We start from the raw sequence: 20,897 nt of genomic DNA on the forward strand, positions 1-20,897 counted from the left end.
CATGCACCGTTATTCATTACTAGTGGCCGCGCTGTTATTGATGTTCAGCCAGTGGACCTTCGCTGCCTATCGCATCGGCGTGAGCATTGCCCGGGTGGACGATAACTTCATGACCTATGTGCGCACCGGCCTGGAGGCGGCAGCGAAACACCAGGACGTGCAGATCCAATTCGAAGACGCCCAGGGCGATGTGGTGCGCCAGCTCAATCAGGTCGAAGGGTTTCTCAACCAGAAAGTCGATGCGGTCATCGTGCTGCCGGTGGACACCGCTGCCACCGCCAACATCACCCGCGCCGCCGTGGCGGCGAAGACGCCGCTGGTGTACGTCAACCGCCACCCGGATGAGCGTACGCTGCCTGAGGGCGTGGTTACGGTGGCCTCCAACGACATCGAAGCGGGGCAATTGCAGATGCGCTATCTCGCACAAAAACTGGGCGGCAAGGGCAATGTGGCGATCATCATGGGCGACCTTGCACAGAACGCCACCCATGACCGCACCGAGGGGGTCAAACAGGTGCTCAAGGACTTCCCGGGGATCAAGGTCGTCGAGCAGCAAAGCGCCGAATGGCAGCGCAGCAAGGGAATGGACCTGACCAGTAACTGGTTGCTGGCCGGCACCGCGTTCAATGCCATTGTCGCCAACAACGATGAAATGGCGATTGGCGCGGCCATGGCCTTGCAGCAAGCGGGCAAGGCCAAGGGCGAGATTGCGATTGTCGGCATCGACGGCTTGCCCGATGGCCTGGCGGCGATCAAGCGCGGGTTGTTGGCGGGCTCAGTGTTTCAGGACCCCAAGGCCCAGGCTACCCAGGCCGTGCAAGCGGCGGTGCGGATGATCAAGGGCGAGCAAGTTGACGCACAGGTGTGGGTGCCATTTGAGCTGATCACGCCTGAGCAGGTGGAGGTGTTTGAGCAGCGCTACAAATAACGCAGCTTTGTAGGAGCGAGCTTGCTCGCGAAAAACGCCCAGACGCCGCGCTCATCCAGGAAACACGCGTTATCGTTGACGTTTTTCGCGAGCTTGCTCGCTCCTACCTGGTTATCGTATCAATCCAGGTCACGTGCATCATGCCGCTCGGGCAACTGATCATCGCCCGACACCCGGTTCACCCGCCGTCCACGCTGCACCGCCGGCCGTGCGTCAATCGCATCCGCCCAGCGCTGCACATGTTTGTATTCATGCACCGACAAAAACTCCGCCGCGCCATACAAACGGCCTTTGACCAACCCACCGTACCAAGGCCATATCGCGATGTCGGCAATGGTGTATTCATCCCCGGCGATGTATTGGCTGACCGCCAGGCGCTTATCCAGCACATCCAGTTGGCGCTTGGTCTCCATGGCGAAGCGGTTGATCGGGTATTCCATCTTGCTTGGCGCATAGGCATAGAAATGCCCAAAGCCGCCCCCCAGGTAAGGCGCGCTGCCCATCTGCCAGAACAGCCACGACAGGCATTCAGCCCGGGCGGCGGGCTCCGTTGGCAGGAACGCACCGAACTTCTCGGCCAGGTACTGCAAAATCGCGCCTGATTCGAACACGCGAATCGGCGTGGCGCCGCTGTGGTCCATCAGTGCAGGAATCTTCGAGTTCGGATTCACCGCCACAAAGCCACTGCCGAACTGGTCGCCGTCGCCGATCTTGATCAGCCAGGCATCGTATTCGGCGCCGCTGTGCCCCAGGGCCAGCAGCTCTTCCAGCAGGATCGTGACCTTCTGCCCATTGGGCGTGGCCAGGGAGTATAACTGCAGCGGGTGCTTGCCCACCGGCAGCGGCTTTTCGTGGGTGGCGCCGGCGATGGGTCGGTTGATGCTGGCGAAGGTGCCGCCGCTTTCGGCGTCCCAGGTCCAGACTTTGGCAGGTACGTACTCGGTCATAATCAATGCTCCAGAGGCGCTTGTGATCAACGAAGCGTTCCAGACTAAACCAAAGGTTGATGACTCGTCACACAGTGAATGCCACCGCCACCCGCTGCGATAGCGTCAATATTGATCTGCACCACCTTGCGGCTCGGATACAGCCGCGACAGCAGCTCCAGCGCCTTGCGGTCCGCCAGTGGGTCGCCGAACTCAGGCGCGATTACCGCATCGTTGATCACGAAGTAATTGATATAGCCCGCGGCGAAATCCGGGTTGCCTTGGCTGAACTTGCTTTTACGCGGCTTGAGCGGCGGCGATACGGTATGCACCTGCAACGGGCGACCATCGGCGTCGGTGGCGTTCTTGAGCATTTCCAGGTGTGCCAGGGTGACCTTGTGGTCATAGGACTGCGGGTCGGTGTCGAGATTGGCCAGCACCACGCCGGGAGACACAAAGCGTGCGTAGAAATCCACGTGGGCGTCGGTGATGTCCTTGCCCTTGATACCCGGCAGCCAAATGATTTTACGCAAGCCCAGGCGCTCCTTGAGTTCGGCCTCCACCTCAGCCTGGCTCCAGTCGGGGTTGCGATTGCGATTGATCCAACTGCTTTGCGTCATGATGCCGGTGCCCAGGCCATCCACTTCAATGCCACCGCCCTCGCCCACCAGTTCGCTGCGCCAGTAGCGGGCCCCAGTGTGTTCGGCAATCTGGGCAGCCAGTTGCGCATCCTCGGCGTGCTGCTGTTTGTTGCCCCACCCGTTGAAGTTGAAATCCACCGCCCCCAGCGCTCCGGTGCCATCAATCACGAAATTGGCGCCGGTGTCGCGTATCCAGATGTCGTCCAGCTCGGTCTCGACAAAGGTGATGTTGCGCGTGCCGCAATGTTTTTCCGCCAGCACCCGCTCGTCTCCACGGCAAAACACGGTCACCGGCTCATACTCGGCAATCGCCCGGGCGATACGGCCCAGCGCTGCTTGAACATCGGCGGTAAAGTCCTCCCAGATGGCCTCCTGGGCACCAAAGGCGATAAACGCCTGGCGGTGTTTTTCACCCTCGTCGGGCATATAGAAGCGGCCACTGACAGCGGCACGTACGTAAGGAGCAATCAGGCTCATCGCTGCGACCACGCTGGTGTGTTTGAGGAAGGTTCGACGGGTTGGCATGGGGGTCTCTACTGAAGAGGGGCGGTCTTGAATTTAGTCCATACGCGCATACGTGCACGCATATCGGCCTGGGGGATATCTTTGCCAGCGATCAACCGTTCAAAGGTGGCGGCATCTGGGTAAATATCCGGGTTGTCGCGCAGACTGGCCTCCACCTGCGGTCGCGCCTTGGCATTGGCGGTGGGATAGCCGGTCAGGTTGGTGATAGCGGCCATGTTCTGCGGGCGCATCACAAAGTTGATAAAAGCGTAGGCGTATTCCGGGTGCCGGGCATCGACGGGAATCGCCATGGTGTCCATCCAGACTGTCGTGCCCTCGCGGGGGATGTGATAGCCGAAGGTCACCGCCTTGCCGGCCGCATCGGCGGCACGCTGGGCCTGGGTCATGTCGCCACTGTAGCCCAGGGACAGGCACAGGTTGCCGTTGACCAGATCGGTCACCGGTTGCGACTGGAACTTGCGAATAAAGGGGCGCAGCTTGAGCAACAGTGCACTGGCCGCAGCCAGATCTTCGGGCTTGGCACTGCGCGGGTCGCGGCCCAGGTAGTTAAGCACCACCGCGAGCACTTCATCCGGCGAGTCAATCAGGGAGATGCCGCAATCGGCGAATTGGGCGGCAAACTCGGGCTTGAACAGTAGATCGAGGCTGTTGACCGGCGCGTTCGGCAGGCGCTGGAGGATCTGCTCGGTGTTGTAGGTCAGGCCGATGGTGCCCCAGGTATAGGGCACCGTGGCCTTGTTTGAATTGACGTAGTGCGCACGCAACGCCTGCAGGCCCGGTTCAATGTCCCCCAGGGCCGTGAGCCTGGCAGGGTCCAGGGCCTGCAGGCTGCCGGCACGCATCAGGCGCTCGGCCACTGTGTCGCCTGGGAAGATCAAGTCATAGCCACTGCCTCCGGCCATCAGCTTGGCTTCCAGGGTTTCACTGCTGTCCATCACATCGTAGATCACCTGGATACCGGTTTCGGCGGTGAACCTGGACAAGGTGTCAGGGGCAAAATAATCGGCCCAGTTATACAGCTTCAAGGTCTTGTCATCAGCCACGGCACAGGCGCTGGTGAGGATGAGGGCACAGCTCAACAGGCGTTTCATGATAGGCGCCCATCCAGGGTCAGCAGCGCACCGTACAAGTCCGGGCGACGGTCACGGTATATGCCCCAGGTCAGGCGCTCTTCGCCCATGGTGGCCAGGTCCAGGCTGTGCACGAGTACGCCCGTGCTGTCGCGGTCGGCTTCGGCCAACAGCTTGCCTTTGTGATCGCAGATAAACGATGAACCATAAAAATCCATTTGCAGGCTCGCATTACTGTTCGCCACTTCGCGCCCGACGCGGTTGGCCGCCACCACCGGCAGCAGGTTGGCCGCCGCGTGCCCGCGCATGGTCATCTGCCAATGGTCGCGGGAATCGAGGCTGGCACAGCCGGGTTCCGAACCGATGGCGGTGGGAAACAGCAGTACCTCGGCGCCCTGTAATGCCAGGCAGCGCGCGGTTTCCGGAAACCACTGGTCCCAGCAGATACCGATGCCCAGGAGCCCGAAGGCGCTGTCCCACACGCGAAAACCGGTGTCACCGGGGCTAAAATATTCCTTCTCCTGGTAGCCGATGGCGTTGGGAATATGGCTCTTGCGGTACACCCCAAGCAATCGCCCGTCAGCGTCCGCCACACTCAGGGAGTTAAAGAACGCATTGCCGGCTTTTTCGAACCAGCTCAGTGGCAGCACGACGCCTAACTCCTTGGCCAATGCAGCAAAGCGTTTGAGCACTTGGCTGTGCTGATACTCCTCGGCCAAGGCCAGGTGCTGATGCCGTTGTTCGATGCAGAAATACGGCGTAGCGAATAGCTCCTGCAACAGGATTACCTGGGCGCCCTTGGCGGCTGCGTCGCGCACCAGTTGCTCGGCGCGGTCGAGGTTACTCGGTAAATCCCAGGTGCAAGGCATCTGGGTAGTGGCAATCGTCAATAGACGCATGGCATTACCCCTTCAATGGCCAGGCAGGCTGTTGTTGGGTGATGCAATGCACACCGCCGCCGCCATGGGCCAGGTGGTTGATGCGCACCGGTACGATCTCGCGGTCCGGAAAAGCCTGGCCCAGGACATTGGCCGCGACCTGATCCGCGGCGATTCCATAGGCAGGCATGATGATTGCGCCATTGGCGATATAGAAGTTGGTGTAGGAGGCGCAGAACACCTCGGCGTCAGTGTTCACGGCCTCGGTAGCCTCATACAGCTCGATCAGCTCAAAACGACGGCCCTGAGCGTCGGTGGCCAATTCCAGGACGCGACGATTTTCCCGCGCAACTTGGGCATAGACCGAGCTGTGGTCGTGGGTCGCGTCCACCAGCAACACGCCGGGGCGGGCGAACGCGCAGATGCCGTCGACATGCCCATCCGTCATGTCGCCGGTAACGTAGTTCGGGTCGCCGGGCAACCAGATCGTCTTCTTGATACCCAGCCAGCGCGCGAACACCTCCTCGATGTCAGCCTTGGTCACGCCAGGGTTGCGGTTGGGATTGAGCAGCACCGATTCGGTGGTGATCAAGGTGCCCTCGCCGTCCACATGGAGGGCACCGCCCTCATTGCTCAACGGCATGCCGAAGCAGACAAGCCCGAGGTGATTGAGCACTCGACGGGCCAGGCTTTCATCCCATTCATGGGCCGACTTTGCGCCCCAGGCATTGAAGCGCCAGCTCACACCGGCCAGCCCCTGTTGCGGGTGACAGATAAAGGACGGGCCGGAGTCGCGGCACCAGCTGTCGTTGACCGCCTGGGGAATCAGTTCAATCCGCGGGCCGCACAAGGCGATGGCACTGGCAACCGCCGAAGGGTCGACAACCATCTTCACCGGCTCAAAGCGTGCAATGGCAGTGGCTACCCGCGCGAAGTCCTGCTGCACCTGCGCCAACGTCACGCCCCAAGTGTTCTCCCACAACGCCTGGTTATGAGGCCAGACCATCCAGGTCGCCGCATGCCGGCACCATTCCGCGGGCATCCGCCACCCCAGGTTTTCAACTTCATCCATCTGCATGACAAGTACCTTTGAGTTAAGTCATTGTGTTCAGTGAAAGCTACCCACGGGCTAATGACAGGCATGCTACGGTGAAGAAATAGCGCAAACAAACGATGAATTTTGCGCAAAACTGATTAGAGGAACTTATCAGCATGCTCAACCACTGGCCGCCCCTCGGCACCCTTCGCGGCTTTGAAGCCGCCGCTCGGCTGGGCAGTTTTCACAAAGCCGCCGAAGAGCTGCACTTGACCCAATCGGCAATCAGCCAGCAGATTCGCAGCCTGGAGGCGTACCTTGAACAGCCGCTGTTTTTTCGCAGCGGGCGCAGCGTCAGCTTGACCGACGCCGGCCAGGATTTCCTCAGCACCACCCAGGCCTTACTGCAACAACTGGCCGTCGGCGTGCGGCGCCTTGGGCAATACCGCAAACCCAATCAATTGGTGCTCAACACCACGCCGACCTTCGCCCGGCATTGGCTGTTGCCCCGCCTGGCCGACTTTCGCCGCCAACACCCGCAGGTCGATCTATGGATTTTCAGCACCGACGAAGTGCCAGACATGGCCAGCCAGACCATCGATTTGGCGGTGCGCGACGACATCAGCTCCCAGGCCGAATGCAGCTTCAAGGTGCTGCATATCGACCGGCTGTTTCCGGCATGCCACCCGCAGGTGCTGGAGGTGCCTCTTGAGCAACGCACCACCTTGCACGGTGAGCGGGAAATGGACTGGAGCCATTGGGCGGTGGAAGCCGGGATTGATGTGGGCCAACAGGACCAGGGCCTGAATTTTTCCGACCCCGGTTTATTGCTGGATGCGGTGTGCACCGGGTTGGGGATTGGCCTGGTAAGCCAGTTGCTCAGCCGCCAGGGGCAAGCCAAAGGTTTGCTTACGCCGTTGGTAGACGCCACCATTCGCGGCCCCAGCTGGGCGCTACTGACCCATCGCGACAGCGAGAACGACCCCCTGGCGCGGTGTTTTATCGAGTGGCTATCGAGCCATTTGCAGGGAGATGCGGCATGAACGACCGACTCGACGACCTCCTCGCCGACCACTTGCATGTCCTGTTCTGCGGCATCAACCCTGGCAAGGGCTCCGCCGCCCTCGGCCTGCATTTTGCCAATCGCAGCAACCGCTTCTGGCGCACCGTGCATTTGGCCGGTTTCACGCCCCATGAAATCCGCCCGCAAGACGGTGCCACCTTGCTGCACTACGGTTGCGGATTGACCACCTTGGTGGCACGTCCAACGGCCAGTGCAGGCGAGTTGGCGCGGCATGAGTTCCAGGACGCGGCGGCGGCGTTCGAACACAAGATCCGCCGCCATGCCCCGCGCTTCGTCGCGTTCCTCGGCAAGCCCGGCTATAGCGCGCTGAGCGGCCAGCGCGAGGTCGCCTGGGGTTTGCAAGCGCAGCCACTGGGCGGGGCCTCGGTCTGGGTGCTGCCCAACCCCAGCGGGCGCAACCTGGCGTTCAGCCTCGATCAATTGGTGCAGGCGTATCGGCTGCTGCACAACGCCGTTGCGCAATCCAGGCCCGCGCCCTTAATCTCGTGAGCCCAACACCCTGTAAGCAATGGAGGCTGCATGAAACTGGTCGGAATGCTGGACTCGCCCTACGTACGCCGCGTGGCTGTTTCCCTGGAGTTATACGGGGTGGACTTTGTTCATGAACCGCTTTCGGTGTTCAGCACTTACGCTGAATTTGCCCAGATCAACCCGGTAGTCAAGGCCCCGACCCTGATGCTGGACGATGGCACGGTGCTGATGGATTCGAGCCTGATCCTCGATTACCTGGAAGCGCTGGCGCCGGCTGACAAGAAGCTGCTGCCCCAACAACCGGCTGCACGCGCCCGCGACCTGCAACTGCTTGGGCTCGCGCTGGCGGCCTGTGAAAAAAGCGTGCAGATCGTCTATGAACACAACCTTCGCCCCGCTGAAAAATTGCATGCGCCGTGGCTTGAGCGCGTTACCGGGCAACTGCTGGCGGCTTATGCGTTGCTGGACAAGCAGCTGGCAGGCAATGAAGCGCTGACCCAGGCGTCGATTACCGCAGCGGTCGCCTGGTCGTTCAGCCAGTTCACCGTGGCCTCGGTGGTAAAGGCCGATGCGTTCCCCAACCTCAAGCGCCATGCTGAACGCCTGGAGCAGCACCCGGCGTTCAAGCGTTACCCCATCGAATGAACTCGCGCTAATGTGTAGGAGCGAGCTTGCTCGCGAAAAACTCATAGACGCCGCGTTTACTCAGGCTACACGCGTTATCGTTGACGTTTTTCGCGAGCAAGCTCGCTCCTACATAGGGCCCTGTTCGCGTCGCTACACCCATCCGCCGTCAACGATAAAGTTCTGCGCCGAGCACATCGCCGAGGCATCCGAGGCCAAAAACAGCGCCATGTTGGCGATGTGTTCCGGCATCACGCTGCCGGGCAGGCACTGGCTGCGGGCGATGAGGTCCTTGGCGGCGTCGTCGACCCACATGGCCAGTTGTTTTTCGGTCATCACCCAACCCGGTACCAAGGTGTTGACGCGGATATGGTTGGGCCCCAGTTCCCGCGCCAGGGCTCGGGTCATGCCGTGGGCGGCAGCCTTGCTGGCGGCGTATACGGGGTAGCCGGCCGAGGCCATCATCCAGCCCACCGAGCCCAGGTTGATGATCGAGCCGCCGCCGGCCTCTTTCATCATCGGCACCACCGCCTTGGCGGCAAAGAAGGCATGTTTGAGGTTGACCGCAATCAGCTGGTCGAACAGGTGCGAGTCGATTTCTTCCAGGCTGTGGCGCACATCGTTCGCTGCATTGTTGACCAGTACCGTAATCGGCCCCAGGGAATGCTCGAAGCGCCCGATCGCCGCGCGGTAGCCGATCTCGTCGGTGATATCGCAGCACTCGAACTCGACACTCTGCCCTTTGGAGTTCAGCAGCGCCGCCAGGCGTTCACCTTGGCTCTGTGCACGGTCCACGAACGCCACCTTGGCGCCCTGCGCGGCGAAGGCCCGCACCATGAACTCGCCAATCCCCGAAGCCCCGCCGGAAACCAGCACGGTTTTGTCCTTGAGGTCGGGATAAATCGCTTGCTGGGTAGTCATAACAATCAGTACTCCGCTTAATTAGTCTTATTTTATTTTGCAAGAACGGCGTTAAAGGCTATAAATCTGCTGTCATATCGACAAAATATCTCAAATTAGTAGAACTATTCCAGCAAAACAACAAAAGGAAGTTCGACCATGAAGCACCCTCGATACCTGCTGTCCGGCCTCGCGCTGTCCATGCTGATCGCCAGCGGCGGCGCGCACGCTGCCGGCCTTAGCAGCGAACACAAACCCTTCGGTAAAACCAATGACGGCACCGCCGTCGAACAGTACGTGTTGCGCAACAGCCATGGCATGCAAGCCACGGTGATCACCTACGGCGGTGTGCTGCAGTCGCTCAAAGTGCCGGACAAACACGGCAAGCTCGACGACGTGGTACTGGGCTTCGATGACGTGCAAGGCTATCAAGGCGGTACCGCGTTTTTCGGTGCCACCATCGGCCGCTTCGGCAACCGCCTGGCCGGCGGCGCCTTCGAACTCGATGGCAAACGCTATCAGGTACCGCTCAACGACGGCCCCAACTCATTGCATGGCGGCGCCCAGGGCTTCGACAAGCAGGTGTGGCAAGCCAAATCGGTCAAGGACAAAGACTCGGTGGGCGTCACCCTCACCTACCTGTCCAAAGATGGGGAAATGGGCTTTCCGGGCAACTTGAAGACCGAGGTCACCTACCGCCTCAACGACAACAACGAACTGCACATCGACTACACCGCCACCACCGACAAGCCGACGGTGCTCAACCTCACCAACCATAGCTACTTCAATCTGGCCGGTGCGGGCAACGGCGATATTCTCAAGCAGGTCGCCACCTTGCACGCCAGCCACTACACACCGGTGAATGCCACCTTGATTCCCACCGGCGAACTGGCACCGGTCAAGGGCACGCCGATGGACTTCCTGAAGCCCACACCCATCGGCCAGCACATCAAGGCAGACCATCCGCAGCTCAAATTCGCCGAGCCCAAGCAAGGTGGCTTCGACTTCAACTGGGCGCTGGATACCAAAGGGGACGTCAAGCAACTGGCCGCCGAAGTGCATGATCCTGAGTCGGGCCGACGCTTGCAGCTCTACACCACAGAGCCCGGCGTACAGTTTTATACCAGCAACTTCCTGGACGGTTCGGTGAAGGGCAAAGGCGGCAAGACCTATCAGCATTGGAGTGGATTTACCTTGGAGACCCAGCACTTTCCCGATGCGCCTAACCAGCCGAGCTTTGCCTCAACGCGTTTGAATCCAGGGCAGACTTACACCCAACACACTATTTTCAAGTTCACCGCTGATTAAACTGTGGGAGCTGGCTTGCCTGCGATGGCGGTGGCACAGGCTACTCAATTATTGCCTGAACCAACGCTATCGCAGGCAAGCCAGCTCCCACATTGGTTTTTCACAGCGCCTGGGTTCAGCGTTGTTTCATGCGGTCGATGACCACGGCCAACAGCAGGATTGAGCCGCGGATCACGTACTGATAGAAAGTGTCGATGTTCTTGAGGTTCATCGCATTCTCGATGATCGCCAGAATCAACACCCCGGCAATCACATGGCGGATCATGCCGATGCCGCCGCTCAGCGACACCCCACCCAGCACGCAGGCCGAGATCACCGTCAGCTCGAAGCCCTGGCCGATCATCGGTTGGCCAGAGGTCATGCGTGACGCCAGGATCACTCCAGCCAGCGCGCCAATCAGGCCGTGCACGGCAAAGATCAGGATCTTGGTGCGGTCAACGTTCACGCCGGCCAGCAACGCCGCTTCCGGGTTACCGCCGATAGCCATGGTGTTGCGCCCATAGGTGGTGTAGTTGAGCAGCCAGCCGAAAAACAGGAAGCAGACAATAGTGATCAGAATCGGCACCGGCACACCAAACAATTGGCCGTTGCCGAACACGAAGAATTGCTCCTGGGACACCCCTACCGCCTTGCCGTCGGCAAAGATATAAGCCAGGCCGCGCACGATCTGCATGGTTGCCAACGTAGTGATCAAGGCGTTGACCCGCAGCTTGGCGATCACGATGCCATTGATCAACCCCACCATCAGGCCCATCAGCAGCGCGGCGCCAATGCCCAGCATCACGCTGTCGGTATCGCGCATCACAATCGCCGCGACCACCCCGGCGCAGGCGATCACCGAGCCTACCGACAGGTCGAAGTGCCCCGAGGCCAGGCAGAACAGCATGGTGCACGCGGCGATGCCCACAGTGGAAATCGCCAGGCCCAGGCCGCGCATGTTGAGCGGTGAGAGGAAGTTATCGATCAGCAAGGCACACAGTACAAAGATGCCCACGGCTGCCATCAACATCGCCCAGTTGTCGAGCAATGCGCGCATGTCCATAGGTTTGCGTGACGAGGGCAACGCGTTGTTTTGAATAGTCATGGTCGTCTCTCAGTTCGCCAGGCCGCGTGGCAAGGCCAGTTGCAGCAGGTTGGATTCAGTCGCCTGTTCGCGCAGTTGTTCGCCGCGCAGGGCGCCTTCGCACAGCACCAGGATGCGGTCGGAGATGCCCATCACTTCCATCAGGTCGCTGGACACCACGATTACCGCTATGCCACTGGCCGCCAGGTTATGGATGATCTGGTAGATCTCCGACTTGGCGCCGATGTCGATACCGCGGGTGGGTTCATCCAGCAGCAGGACCTTCATCGGCATCGACAACCAGCGGCCAAGAATGGCTTTCTGCTGATTACCGCCGGACAGGTACAGGATTTTCTGCTCGGCATTCGGCGTCTTGACCTTCATGGCCTGGATCTGCCGCTCGGCGTTGCCCTTCTCCCAGCCGTCGCGCAGCAGCCAGCCGAACGAGGCATGGGCGCTGCGGGCGCTGATGTTGATATTTTCCGCCACGCTGGACAGCGGAATGATGCCTTCCTTCTTGCGGTCCTCCGGGCACAGCAGCACGCCAGCGGCGATGGCGTCGCGGGGTGAGCGCAGTTGCAGCGCTTGCCCGCACAGTTCCAGGCTTCCGGCACTGGCGCGCTCTAACCCACTGAGCAGGCGAAACAGCTCGGTACGCCCCGCGCCCACCAGCCCGAACAGGCCCAGGATCTCGCCTTTGCGCACCTGGAAACTGATCGGTTCACGCAGGCCGGGGCCGAGCAAGCCGTCCACCTTGAGCGCCACGTCGCCCTGCTCACGCGGGCGGTAATCGTAGATGTCCTGGATATCGCGACCGACCATGCAGGTCACCAGTTGATCGTGGGTCAGCGTGCTCATGTCCTCGAAGGTGCGCACGTAGCGGCCGTCCTTGAACACCGTCACCGCGTCGCAAATGCGGAACACCTCTTCCATACGGTGCGACACATAGAGCACCACTTTGCCCTCGTCGCGCAGGCGCGTGATGATCGCCATCAAGCGGTCGATTTCCCGCGCCGATAAACTGCTGGTGGGTTCATCAAAGGCGATCACGTTGGCGCCGCGAGACAGCGCCTTGGCGATTTCCACCAGTTGGCGCTGGCCCAGGGACAGGCGCCCAAGTTTCTCGTCGGGATCGATTTCATCGGCCAGGCCCTTGAGGCAGGCCAGGGCCTGCTTGCGCAGCAGGCTCCGGTTGACCACGCCAAAGCGCGTGGGCAAATGCCCGAGGAACAGGTTCTCGGCCACGCTCATTTCCGGCACCAGGTGCAGCTCTTGGTGAATCACCGCCACACCGCTGGCGATGCTGTCGGCGGCGCATTTGAAGGCCATGGTCTGCGCGCCGATCTGCACGGTGCCGCTGGACGGAATGTAGGCGCCGCCGAGGATTTTCAGCAGGGTCGACTTGCCTGCGCCGTTCTCGCCCATCAGCGCGTGCACCTGCCCGGGGTGGGCGGTGAAGCAAATGCCATCCAGCGCCTTGACCCCGGGAAAGGTCTTGCCGATGCCGTCAAACCGCAGGGCCGCAGCGGTCATTTCCACAGCCCGATCTTGGTCAGTTCCGCCTGGAAGTTTTCACGGGTGATCAGCGTCACTTCGTCCATGGCGGTGTATTTCGGCGGCTCGGTGCCTTGGGTGACCCACTCGTACATCATCTCAGCGGTTTTATAGCCTTCAATGTGCGGGCTGGGCAGCATCGAACCAAAGAAGCCGCTGTTGGCTTTCTTCAATTCGCCGATGGCGTCGGTACCATTGATGCCGATGCCGATCACATTGGTTGCGGCGAAACCGGCACTTTCGGTGGCGCGCACGCCGCCGAGCACGGTGTTGTCGTTCATGCCGCCGATGATCAGGTTCTTCGCCCCGCTTGGCAGCTTGACCAAGGCAGAGTTGGTGGCGTCCATGCTGCCGGGCACGTCGAGGGTTTTCAGGGGGGCGGTGAGGATGTGGTCCTTGGGAATACCGGCCTCCTCCAGGGATTTGATCGAGCCGTCGGTGCGTTTCTTGCCGGTGTCGAGTTCGTTGAAGGTGTTGATCACCGCGTAGGTGTCCTTCCAGTCCCAACCGCGTTTTTTCGCTTCGGCGGCCATGGCGGCGCCCTGCTTCTGGCCCACCTCAAACGCGGCCATGCCCAGGTACGGCACGTCTTCCATGAAGTTGCCCTTGGCATCGACAAAGCGATCATCCACGGCCATCACTTTCAGGCCGTTGGCCTTGGCCTTGGCGACAATGGCCGGGCCCAGGGATACGTCTGGCGGGCAGATCACGAAGCCCTTGGCACCGTTGGCGGCCAGGCTGTCGATGGCCGAGAGGGTTTTCTCGCCGTCGGGCACCGCGATCTTGATGAGTTTGAAGCCTTTGTCCTGGGCGGCTTTTTCCGCAAACGCCCACTCAGTCTGGAACCAGGGCTCTTCGGCCTGCTTGACCAAAAAGCCGATCTTTACTTCTTCAGCGGCCAGCAACAGGCCGCTCAAGCTCATGGCCGAGACCGCCACAGCGGCGCAGCACAGGGAACGCAAACCACGACGACGATTCATAGGGGTGACTCCTTGTTGTTGTTTTTAGGTAGAACGTTGTAGGAGAGAGCTTGCTCGCGAAAAACCCGAGGGCGACGCGCCCATCCAGCATGAACGCGTTATCGTTGACGTTTTTCGCGGGCAAGCCCGCTCCTACAGGTTATCCGGCGAAGCGGTGACAGGGTTTTCCGGGAACATCCATTTCAATCGCCAGTACCGCACCATCCAACGGATGCCCCAAGGGACTCGCAGCACTGGTGATATACAACGTGGTGAGCTCAGGCCCACCGAACACGCAACTGGTGGGCCGGCTGACCGGCAGTTCGATGATGCGATCCACCTCACCCAAGGGCGTTAGCCGCAGCAGGCAACTGCCGTCCCAGCGCGCGTTCCAGATGTAGCCCTCGGCGTCCATGGCCGAACCATCCGGCCCGCCGCGTGTGTGCGGCCCGAACCAGGCCTGGGCGGCGCCGAGTTGGCCGTCAACCTGGATCGAATGCTGATAGAGCGTGCCGTCCATGCTGTCGCCGAAATGCACCTGGCTGCCCTCCTCGTTCCAAAGCAACGTGTTGGGAATGCCCAAGCCGTTGAGCAACCGCGTGACCGTTGCATCCGCATCGATGCGAAACAAACCACCGGAACGCCGGGTAATCGGCAGGTCTTCGCCCTGCTCGCCAATGTTGTTCTGCATGGTGCCCAACCACAGCCGGCCCTGGGCATCGCAGCGTGCTTCATTGCCACGGTTGCCCGCTTGCGGGTCGGCTACGCACAGCAGGGTCAAGGCTTCGGTGGCCAGGTCCAGGCGATACACGCCGCTGCTCAAGGTCACCAACGCATCGCCGCGTTCACAGGGGATGAACGCCGAGACGTGCTCGGGCAACTGCCACACCTGCAACTGCCCACCCATCAGGCGCAGTGCCTGGCGGGCGGCGATATCCACCCAATACAGGGCCTGGGTCGGTGCATCCCAGAACGGCCCTTCGCCCAACCGGGCACGGTGCGGGGTGACTGCGCTCAACGACATGAAGCCTCCTGATCAGTTACAGCGATTCGCGCGATGGCGTGCCATTTACCAGGCGCTGAATACGCAAGGGGTTGGCGTTTTTCAACGCATCGGGCAGCAGGCTATCAGGGTAGTTCTGGAAGCACACCGGGCGCAGGAAACGGTCGATGGCCAGGGTGCCGACCGAGGTGCCACGCGCATCCGAAGTTGCCGGGTACGGCCCGCCGTGGACCATGGAATCACACACTTCCACGCCAGTGGGGTAACCGTTGAGCAGGATGCGCCCGACTTTCTGTTCCAGCAGGGGCGTGAGTTCGGCGAACTGTTGCAGGTCGCCCGGTTCGCCGATGAGCGTGGCGGTCAACTGCCCGTGCAGCCCCTGCAGGGCGGCGCTGAGTTGGGCTTGGTCGGCCACTTCGACGAACACCGTGGTGGGGCCGAACACTTCCTCTTGCAGCACTTCGTCACCGTCAATCAACAGACGTACATCCGCCTTGAACAGTTGCGGTTGCGCCTGGTTGCCCGATTGCGCGCTGCCCGCCAGATGCTGGATGCCCGGGTGAGAGAGGAGTTTTTCCAGGCCCTTGCCGTAGCTGCCCAGGGTGCCGGCATTAAGCATGGTTTGTGGCGGTTGCTCGCCGATCAATTGCGCGACCTGTTGCGTGAACGCGGTGAACGCAGGCGAGGCGATACCGATCACCAGGCCTGGGTTGGTGCAGAACTGGCCGCAGCCTTGTACCACCGAGGCGGTCAGGTCGCGGGCGATGCTTTCGGCGCGGGCGTGCAGCGCCTGGGGCAGCACGATTACCGGGTTGATGCTCGACATTTCGGCAAACACCGGGATCGGTTGCGGGCGCGCCGCGGCCATGTCGCACAGGGCGCGGCCGCCTTTGAGCGAACCGGTAAAGCCCACCGCCTGGATCGCCGGATGCTTGACCAGCGCCTCACCGACGCCGCCGCCAAAGATCATATTGAACACGCCGGCCGGCATCTCGGTGGCCTCGGCAGCGCGGATGATCGCATCGGCCACACGCTCGGCGGTCGCCATGTGCCCGCTGTGGGCCTTGAACACCACCGGGCAACCGGCGGCCAGCGCGGCAGCGGTATCGCCGCCAGCCGTGGAAAATGCCAGAGGAAAGTTGCTGGCGCCGAACACCGCCACCGGGCCAAGGCCGATGCGGTATTGGCGCAGGTCTGGGCGCGGCAGCGGCTGGCGCTCTGGCAGGGCCTTGTCGATACGCGCGCCGTAGAAGTCACCACGGCGCAGCACGGTGGCGAACAGACGCATCTGGCCGCTGGTACGCCCACGCTCGCCTTTGATGCGTGCGGCCGGCAAGGCGGTTTCGCGGCAGACCAGTTCGACGAAGTCATCGCCCAAGGCGTCCAGCTCATCGGCCACCGCATCCAGAAACTGCGCACGCCGTGCGGCGCTCAAGGCGCGATAGGCCGGGTACGCCTGGGCCGCGGCCTGGGCGGCGGCGTCCACTTCCTGGGCGGTGGCCTGGTAGAAATCCTGGGGCAAGGCTTCGCCGGTGGTAGCGTCGATGCTTTGCAGCTTGATGCTGCCATTGGCGCTGCGCTGGCCGCCGATGTAGTTGTGGCCGAGGAACGGGGTCATGTTGATCTCCTTAAAGGGGGGTGACTTGGCCGGGTTCAAATGCCGCATCGCTGCTGCCGATACCGTTGATCAACGGCGCGCCGAATTCAGCCTGGCTGATCTCGAACACATCGCCCGGCTGGGTACGTATACCGTCGGCGAATGACAAGGTGGCGGTGCCGAAGAAGTGAATGTGCACATCGCCCGGCTTGAGGAATTGGCTGTATTTGAAGTGGTGGTATTCGAGGTTTTCCAGGCTATGGCACATATTGGCCTCGCCACTGAGGAATTCGTTCTGCCAGATCACCTCGCCGTTGCGCAGGATGCGGCTGGTGCCCGCCAAGTGCTGGGGCAGTTCGCCCACGCGCAGCTCCGGGCCATAGCTGCAACTGCGCAGCTTGGAATGGGCCAGGTACAGGTAGTTCTTGCGCTCCATCACATGGTCGGAGAACTCGTTGCCCACCGCGAAACCCAGGCGATAGGGTTTACGGTCATACCCGATCACATAGAGGCCGCCGATTTCCGGTTCTTCGCCGGCGTCTTCGGCGAACGGCGGCACCGGGAACGCCTGGCCCGGGCGCACGACGATGCTGCCATCGCCTTTGTAGAACCACTCCGGTTGCACACCGGCCTGGCCGGCGCCTGGTTTGCCGCCCTCCACGCCCCATTTGAAGATGCGCATGGTGTCGGTCATCGCGCTGTCGTCGCCGGCCTGCTGGTGCATCTTGTCGCGGGCCGAGGCACTGCCCAGGTGGGTGAGGCCGGTGCCGCTGATCAGCATGTGTGCTGGGTCCGGGTGGTCTAGCGGTGGCAGGATCTTGTGGTGCGCCAACAAGGCGGCGTAGTCATGGCTGGCGCCCAGGCCGAGGGCCTCTACCTGTTGCTGCAACTTGCCGCCGCCGTCGATGGCGGCCAGCGCCAGTTCACGCACGCTGTGGGCGCCGCGCACTTCGCGCACTTGGTTGCCTTCTACCACGCCGACGCGGCGCTCACCGTTGCTCAACTCGAACTGAACTAAACGCATGCGGGTTCTCCTGGATTTAAGTGCGTGTGGCGCCACGGGCGCTGGCGGCGAATTGGTCGGCGGGCAGCACGTGCTTGCGCTCCAACAAGCGGTAGACCACGAGGGTCAGCAGCAAGCCGAACACCATCACACCGGATAAGAAATACAAGCCTGAGGCCAGGTTGCCGGTGTACTCCTTGAGCGCACCGATCACGAACGGGCCGATATAGCCGCCGAGGTTGCCCACCGAGTTGATCAAGGCAATACCGGCCGCCGCGCTGGCGCCGGCAAAGAAGCGCCCCGGCAGGGTCCAGAACACGGCGGTGCAGGAAAACATTGCAAACGCCGCCAGGCACAGCGCGGCCATTTGCAGCACCGGCACGGTGAGCCAGGCGCTGCAGAACAGGCCGATGGCGCCCAGTACATACAGCACGGCGAGATGGCCATAACGGTCGTTCAAGCGGTCGGAACTGCGCGGAATGATCAACAGGCCGATGATGCCGAAGATGTACGGCACGGCGGAGATGAAGCCGGTGGTGAGGTCGCTGCCGCCAAACTGTTTGATCAGGGTCGGCAGCCACAGGCCGAGGCCGTAGATGCTCAAGGTCACCGGCAGGTAGAACAGCGCCAGCAGCAACACGCGCTTGTCCTTGAGCGCATGCAAGGGGTTGCCGTGGCGCGTCTGGCCGTAGGCCTGCAGGTCTTTGTGCAGCTCGCCGGTGAGCCAGGCTTTTTCTTCCTCGCTCATCCAGTTGACCTTTTGGGGGCCGTCCGGCAGGTAACGCAGCACCGGCCAGGTCAGCAGGATCGCCGGGGTGCCGATCACGATAAACAGCCACTGCCAGCCATGCAGGCCGAGGATGCCGTCCATGCCGAGCAGACCGCCGGACACGGGGCCTGTGATCATCATTGCAATCGGTTGGGAGAGGATGAACAGCCCGAGGATCTTGCCGCGATGGCGCACCGGGAACCATTGGGTGATGTAGTACAGCACGCCGGGAAAGAACCCCGCCTCCGCCGCGCCCAGCAGAAAGCGCATCACATAGAAGCTGTGCGGCCCCTGCACGAACGCCATGCCAATGGTGATGGCGCCCCAGGTGATCATGATGCGCGCAAACCAGCGCCGTGCGCCGAAGCGGTCGAGCATCAGGTTGCTAGGAATTTCGAACAGGAAATAGCCAATGAAGAACAACCCGGCACCGAGGCCATAGGCGGCGTCACCGATGCCCACGTCAGCGCCCATGTGCAGCTTGGCGAAGCCCACGGCGGAACGGTCCACGTAGGCGATCAGGTACAGCAGGATCAGGAAGGGAATCAGTTTCAGCGTGATGCGCCGAATAAGCCGCAGTTCCTGGCTCATGGGGTCGATCTCCGATTGTTGTTTTTATAGAAGCTCGGGGGACGCCTCTGACGAAATCCGCCAGGGCCATACCTCAGTTAGGATCGACTATATAGTATGACTATTTGCAAAACAACACTTCCAAAGCGGCGATTTTGCGCTTATGTTTAAGCACGCATAGAACATATAGTCATACAATAAGAGAATCGATCATGCCTGACAAAAAGCCCGGCCTACGCTCTGCCCAGTGGTTCGGTACCGCCGACAAGAACGGTTTCATGTACCGCAGCTGGATGAAGAACCAAGGCATTGCCGACCATCAGTTCCATGGCAAACCGATCATCGGTATCTGCAACACCTGGTCGGAGCTCACGCCGTGCAACGCGCACTTCCGCCAGATCGCCGAGCACGTCAAGCGTGGCGTGATCGAGGCCGGTGGCTTCCCGGTGGAGTTCCCGGTGTTCTCCAACGGCGAATCCAACCTGCGCCCTACTGCGATGCTCACTCGCAACCTGGCGAGCATGGACGTGGAAGAAGCGATTCGCGGCAACCCGATTGATGGCGTGGTACTGCTCACCGGCTGTGACAAGACCACCCCCGCGCTGCTGATGGGCGCGGCCAGTTGTGACGTGCCGGCCATCGTGGTCACCGGCGGGCCGATGCTCAACGGCAAGCACAAGGGCCAGGACATCGGCTCGGGAACAGTGGTGTGGCAGCTCAGCGAACAGGTCAAGGCCGGCACCATCACCCTGGATGACTTCCTCGCGGCCGAGGGCGGCATGTCGCGTTCGGCGGGCACCTGCAACACCATGGGCACGGCTTCTACCATGGCGTGCATGGCCGAAGCACTGGGTACTTCCCTGCCCCACAACGCGGCGATTCCGGCCGTGGATGCGCGTCGCTATGTACTGGCGCACATGTCGGGCATGCGCGCCGTGGAGATGGTGCGTGAAGACTTGAAGCTGTCGAAGATCCTTACCAAGGAGGCGTTCGAAAACGCTATCCGCGTGAACGCAGCCATCGGCGGCTCGACCAACGCGGTGATCCACTTAAAAGCCATCGCCGGGCGCATCGGCGTCGAACTCGACCTGGATGACTGGACCCGCATCGGCCGCGGCATGCCGACCATCGTCGATCTGCAGCCCTCCGGACGCTTTCTGATGGAGGAGTTTTACTACGCCGGTGGCCTGCCCGCCGTGCTGCGCCGCCTGGGTGAAGCCAACCTGATCCCGCACCCCAACGCCTTGACCGTCAACGGCAAGTCCCTGGGCGAGAACACCAAGGATTCACCGATCTACGGCCAGGACGAAGTGATCCGCACCCTGGACAACCCGATCCGCGCCGACGGCGGCATCTGCGTGCTGCGTGGCAACCTCGCGCCCCTGGGCGCGGTGCTCAAGCCTTCGGCCGCGAGCCCCGAACTGATGCAGCACCGTGGCCGCGCCGTGGTGTTCGAGAACTTCGACATGTACAAGGCACGCATCAACGACCCGGAGCTGGACGTGGATGCCAACTCGATCCTGGTCATGAAAAACTGCGGCCCCAAGGGTTACCCCGGCATGGCCGAAGTCGGCAACATGGGCTTGCCGGCCAAGCTGCTGGCCCAGGGTGTGACGGACATGGTGCGCATTTCCGATGCGCGCATGAGCGGCACCGCCTACGGCACCGTAGTGTTGCACGTGGCCCCGGAAGCCGCAGCCGGCGGGCCGTTGGCGACAGTGAAGGAAGGTGATTGGATCGAACTCGATTGCGCCAATGGTCGCCTGCACCTGGACATTCCAGATGCCGAGCTGGCAGCGCGCATGGCCGACCTGCCGCCCGCGCAGAACCTCATCGTCGGCGGCTATCGCCAGCTGTACATCGACCATGTGCTGCAGGCCGACCAAGGCTGCGACTTTGACTTCCTGGTGGGCTGTCGCGGGGCGGAAGTCCCACGGCATTCCCACTAATTGGGATGCTATGATGCGGCGAATCTAAGCCAGAGCCTC

Annotated in this window: 19 protein-coding genes; 6 read left to right on the forward strand and 13 right to left on the reverse strand. The window is 61.6% G+C overall.

Going from position 1 to position 20,897, the window contains the following annotated elements:
- The first annotated feature begins 1 nt into the window (after window position 1).
- Entirely contained in the window at window positions 2–928 is a 927-nt protein-coding gene (locus TX24_RS07560; RefSeq protein WP_057710052.1) for a sugar ABC transporter substrate-binding protein, read from the forward strand.
- Between the two features lie 119 nt (window positions 929–1,047).
- Here the strand turns inward: TX24_RS07560 and yghU are convergent, their stop codons facing one another.
- The 5 genes from yghU to TX24_RS07585 are packed head-to-tail and all read right to left on the reverse strand — an operon-like array spanning window position 1,048 to window position 6,046.
- Entirely contained in the window at window positions 1,048–1,875 is an 828-nt protein-coding gene (gene yghU, locus TX24_RS07565) for a glutathione-dependent disulfide-bond oxidoreductase (protein ID WP_032900551.1), read from the reverse strand.
- 44 nt (window positions 1,876–1,919) lie between these two features.
- Entirely contained in the window at window positions 1,920–3,020 is a 1,101-nt protein-coding gene (locus TX24_RS07570; RefSeq protein ID WP_003190575.1) for an agmatine deiminase family protein, read from the reverse strand.
- Between the two features lie 8 nt (window positions 3,021–3,028).
- Window positions 3,029–4,111 (reverse strand): extracellular solute-binding protein, encoded by a 1,083-nt coding sequence (locus TX24_RS07575; protein WP_003190573.1) that lies wholly within the window; start codon window positions 4,109–4,111, stop codon window positions 3,029–3,031.
- Complete coding sequence (aguB, locus tag TX24_RS07580; protein WP_057710053.1) at window positions 4,108–4,989, reverse strand: N-carbamoylputrescine amidase; 882 nt, start codon at window positions 4,987–4,989, stop codon at window positions 4,108–4,110. Before aguB ends, TX24_RS07575 begins: the two co-directional genes overlap by 4 nt.
- A 4-nt stretch (window positions 4,990–4,993) precedes the next feature.
- Window positions 4,994–6,046: an agmatine deiminase family protein gene (locus TX24_RS07585; protein ID WP_003190568.1), complete on the reverse strand. Its 1,053-nt coding sequence runs from the start codon at window positions 6,044–6,046 to the stop codon at window positions 4,994–4,996.
- Window positions 6,047–6,180: 134 nt separating this feature from the next.
- Here TX24_RS07585 and TX24_RS07590 point away from each other — a divergent pair, with 134 nt between their 5' ends.
- Genes TX24_RS07590 through TX24_RS07600 form a run of 3 tightly spaced genes read left to right on the forward strand, consistent with a single transcriptional unit; the run spans window position 6,181 to window position 8,204 of the window.
- Window positions 6,181–7,047 carry a LysR substrate-binding domain-containing protein gene (locus TX24_RS07590; RefSeq protein ID WP_003190567.1) on the forward strand — a complete coding sequence of 289 codons (867 nt, stop codon included), beginning with the start codon at window positions 6,181–6,183 and terminating at the stop codon, window positions 7,045–7,047.
- Entirely contained in the window at window positions 7,044–7,577 is a 534-nt protein-coding gene (gene mug, locus TX24_RS07595) for a G/U mismatch-specific DNA glycosylase (protein WP_003190566.1), read from the forward strand. The genes TX24_RS07590 and mug overlap by 4 nt, the downstream gene beginning before the upstream one ends.
- Window positions 7,578–7,607: 30 nt before the next feature.
- The gene (locus TX24_RS07600) at window positions 7,608–8,204 is read left to right on the forward strand and encodes a glutathione S-transferase family protein (protein ID WP_003190565.1); all 597 of its coding nucleotides are present in this window, start codon (window positions 7,608–7,610) and stop codon (window positions 8,202–8,204) included.
- A 132-nt stretch (window positions 8,205–8,336) separates the two neighbouring features.
- Here TX24_RS07600 and TX24_RS07605 read toward each other — a convergent pair whose 3' ends face one another.
- Entirely contained in the window at window positions 8,337–9,104 is a 768-nt protein-coding gene (locus TX24_RS07605) for an SDR family NAD(P)-dependent oxidoreductase (protein WP_003190563.1), read from the reverse strand.
- Between the two features lie 138 nt (window positions 9,105–9,242).
- Here TX24_RS07605 and TX24_RS07610 point away from each other — a divergent pair, with 138 nt between their 5' ends.
- Window positions 9,243–10,391 carry an aldose epimerase family protein gene (locus TX24_RS07610; RefSeq protein ID WP_054898567.1) on the forward strand — a complete coding sequence of 383 codons (1,149 nt, stop codon included), beginning with the start codon at window positions 9,243–9,245 and terminating at the stop codon, window positions 10,389–10,391.
- Between the two features lie 115 nt (window positions 10,392–10,506).
- On the opposite strand, the gene araH is transcribed toward TX24_RS07610, so the two are convergent.
- The 7 genes from araH to TX24_RS07645 all read right to left on the reverse strand — a co-directional run bounded on the left by araH (window position 10,507) and on the right by TX24_RS07645 (window position 18,930).
- On the reverse strand, window positions 10,507–11,475 hold the full coding sequence (araH, locus tag TX24_RS07615; RefSeq protein ID WP_057710054.1) for an L-arabinose ABC transporter permease AraH: 969 nt from the start codon (window positions 11,473–11,475) through the stop codon (window positions 10,507–10,509).
- A 9-nt stretch (window positions 11,476–11,484) separates the two neighbouring features.
- Entirely contained in the window at window positions 11,485–12,987 is a 1,503-nt protein-coding gene (gene araG / locus TX24_RS07620) for an L-arabinose ABC transporter ATP-binding protein AraG (RefSeq protein ID WP_057710055.1), read from the reverse strand.
- Window positions 12,984–13,988, reverse strand: coding sequence for a substrate-binding domain-containing protein (locus TX24_RS07625; protein ID WP_057710056.1), 1,005 nt, complete (start codon window positions 13,986–13,988; stop codon window positions 12,984–12,986). The genes araG and TX24_RS07625 overlap by 4 nt, the downstream gene beginning before the upstream one ends.
- A gap of 139 nt (window positions 13,989–14,127) precedes the next feature.
- Complete coding sequence (locus tag TX24_RS07630) at window positions 14,128–14,991, reverse strand: SMP-30/gluconolactonase/LRE family protein (RefSeq protein ID WP_057710057.1); 864 nt, start codon at window positions 14,989–14,991, stop codon at window positions 14,128–14,130.
- Window positions 14,992–15,007: 16 nt separating this feature from the next.
- Window positions 15,008–16,588, reverse strand: coding sequence for an aldehyde dehydrogenase (NADP(+)) (locus tag TX24_RS07635; RefSeq protein WP_057710058.1), 1,581 nt, complete (start codon window positions 16,586–16,588; stop codon window positions 15,008–15,010).
- 10 nt (window positions 16,589–16,598) lie between these two features.
- Complete coding sequence (araD1, locus tag TX24_RS07640; RefSeq protein ID WP_034135672.1) at window positions 16,599–17,591, reverse strand: AraD1 family protein; 993 nt, start codon at window positions 17,589–17,591, stop codon at window positions 16,599–16,601.
- Window positions 17,592–17,607: 16 nt separating this feature from the next.
- On the reverse strand, window positions 17,608–18,930 hold the full coding sequence (locus TX24_RS07645) for an MFS transporter (RefSeq protein ID WP_034135673.1): 1,323 nt from the start codon (window positions 18,928–18,930) through the stop codon (window positions 17,608–17,610).
- 191 nt (window positions 18,931–19,121) lie between these two features.
- Between TX24_RS07645 and TX24_RS07650 the strand changes: the two genes are divergently transcribed.
- Window positions 19,122–20,858 (forward strand): IlvD/Edd family dehydratase, encoded by a 1,737-nt coding sequence (locus TX24_RS07650; protein ID WP_003190553.1) that lies wholly within the window; start codon window positions 19,122–19,124, stop codon window positions 20,856–20,858.
- The last annotated feature ends 39 nt before the right edge of the window (window positions 20,859–20,897 follow it).

The sequence above is a fragment of the Pseudomonas lactis genome (assembly GCF_001439845.1).
Classification (GTDB): Bacteria; Pseudomonadota; Gammaproteobacteria; order Pseudomonadales; family Pseudomonadaceae; genus Aquipseudomonas; species Aquipseudomonas lactis.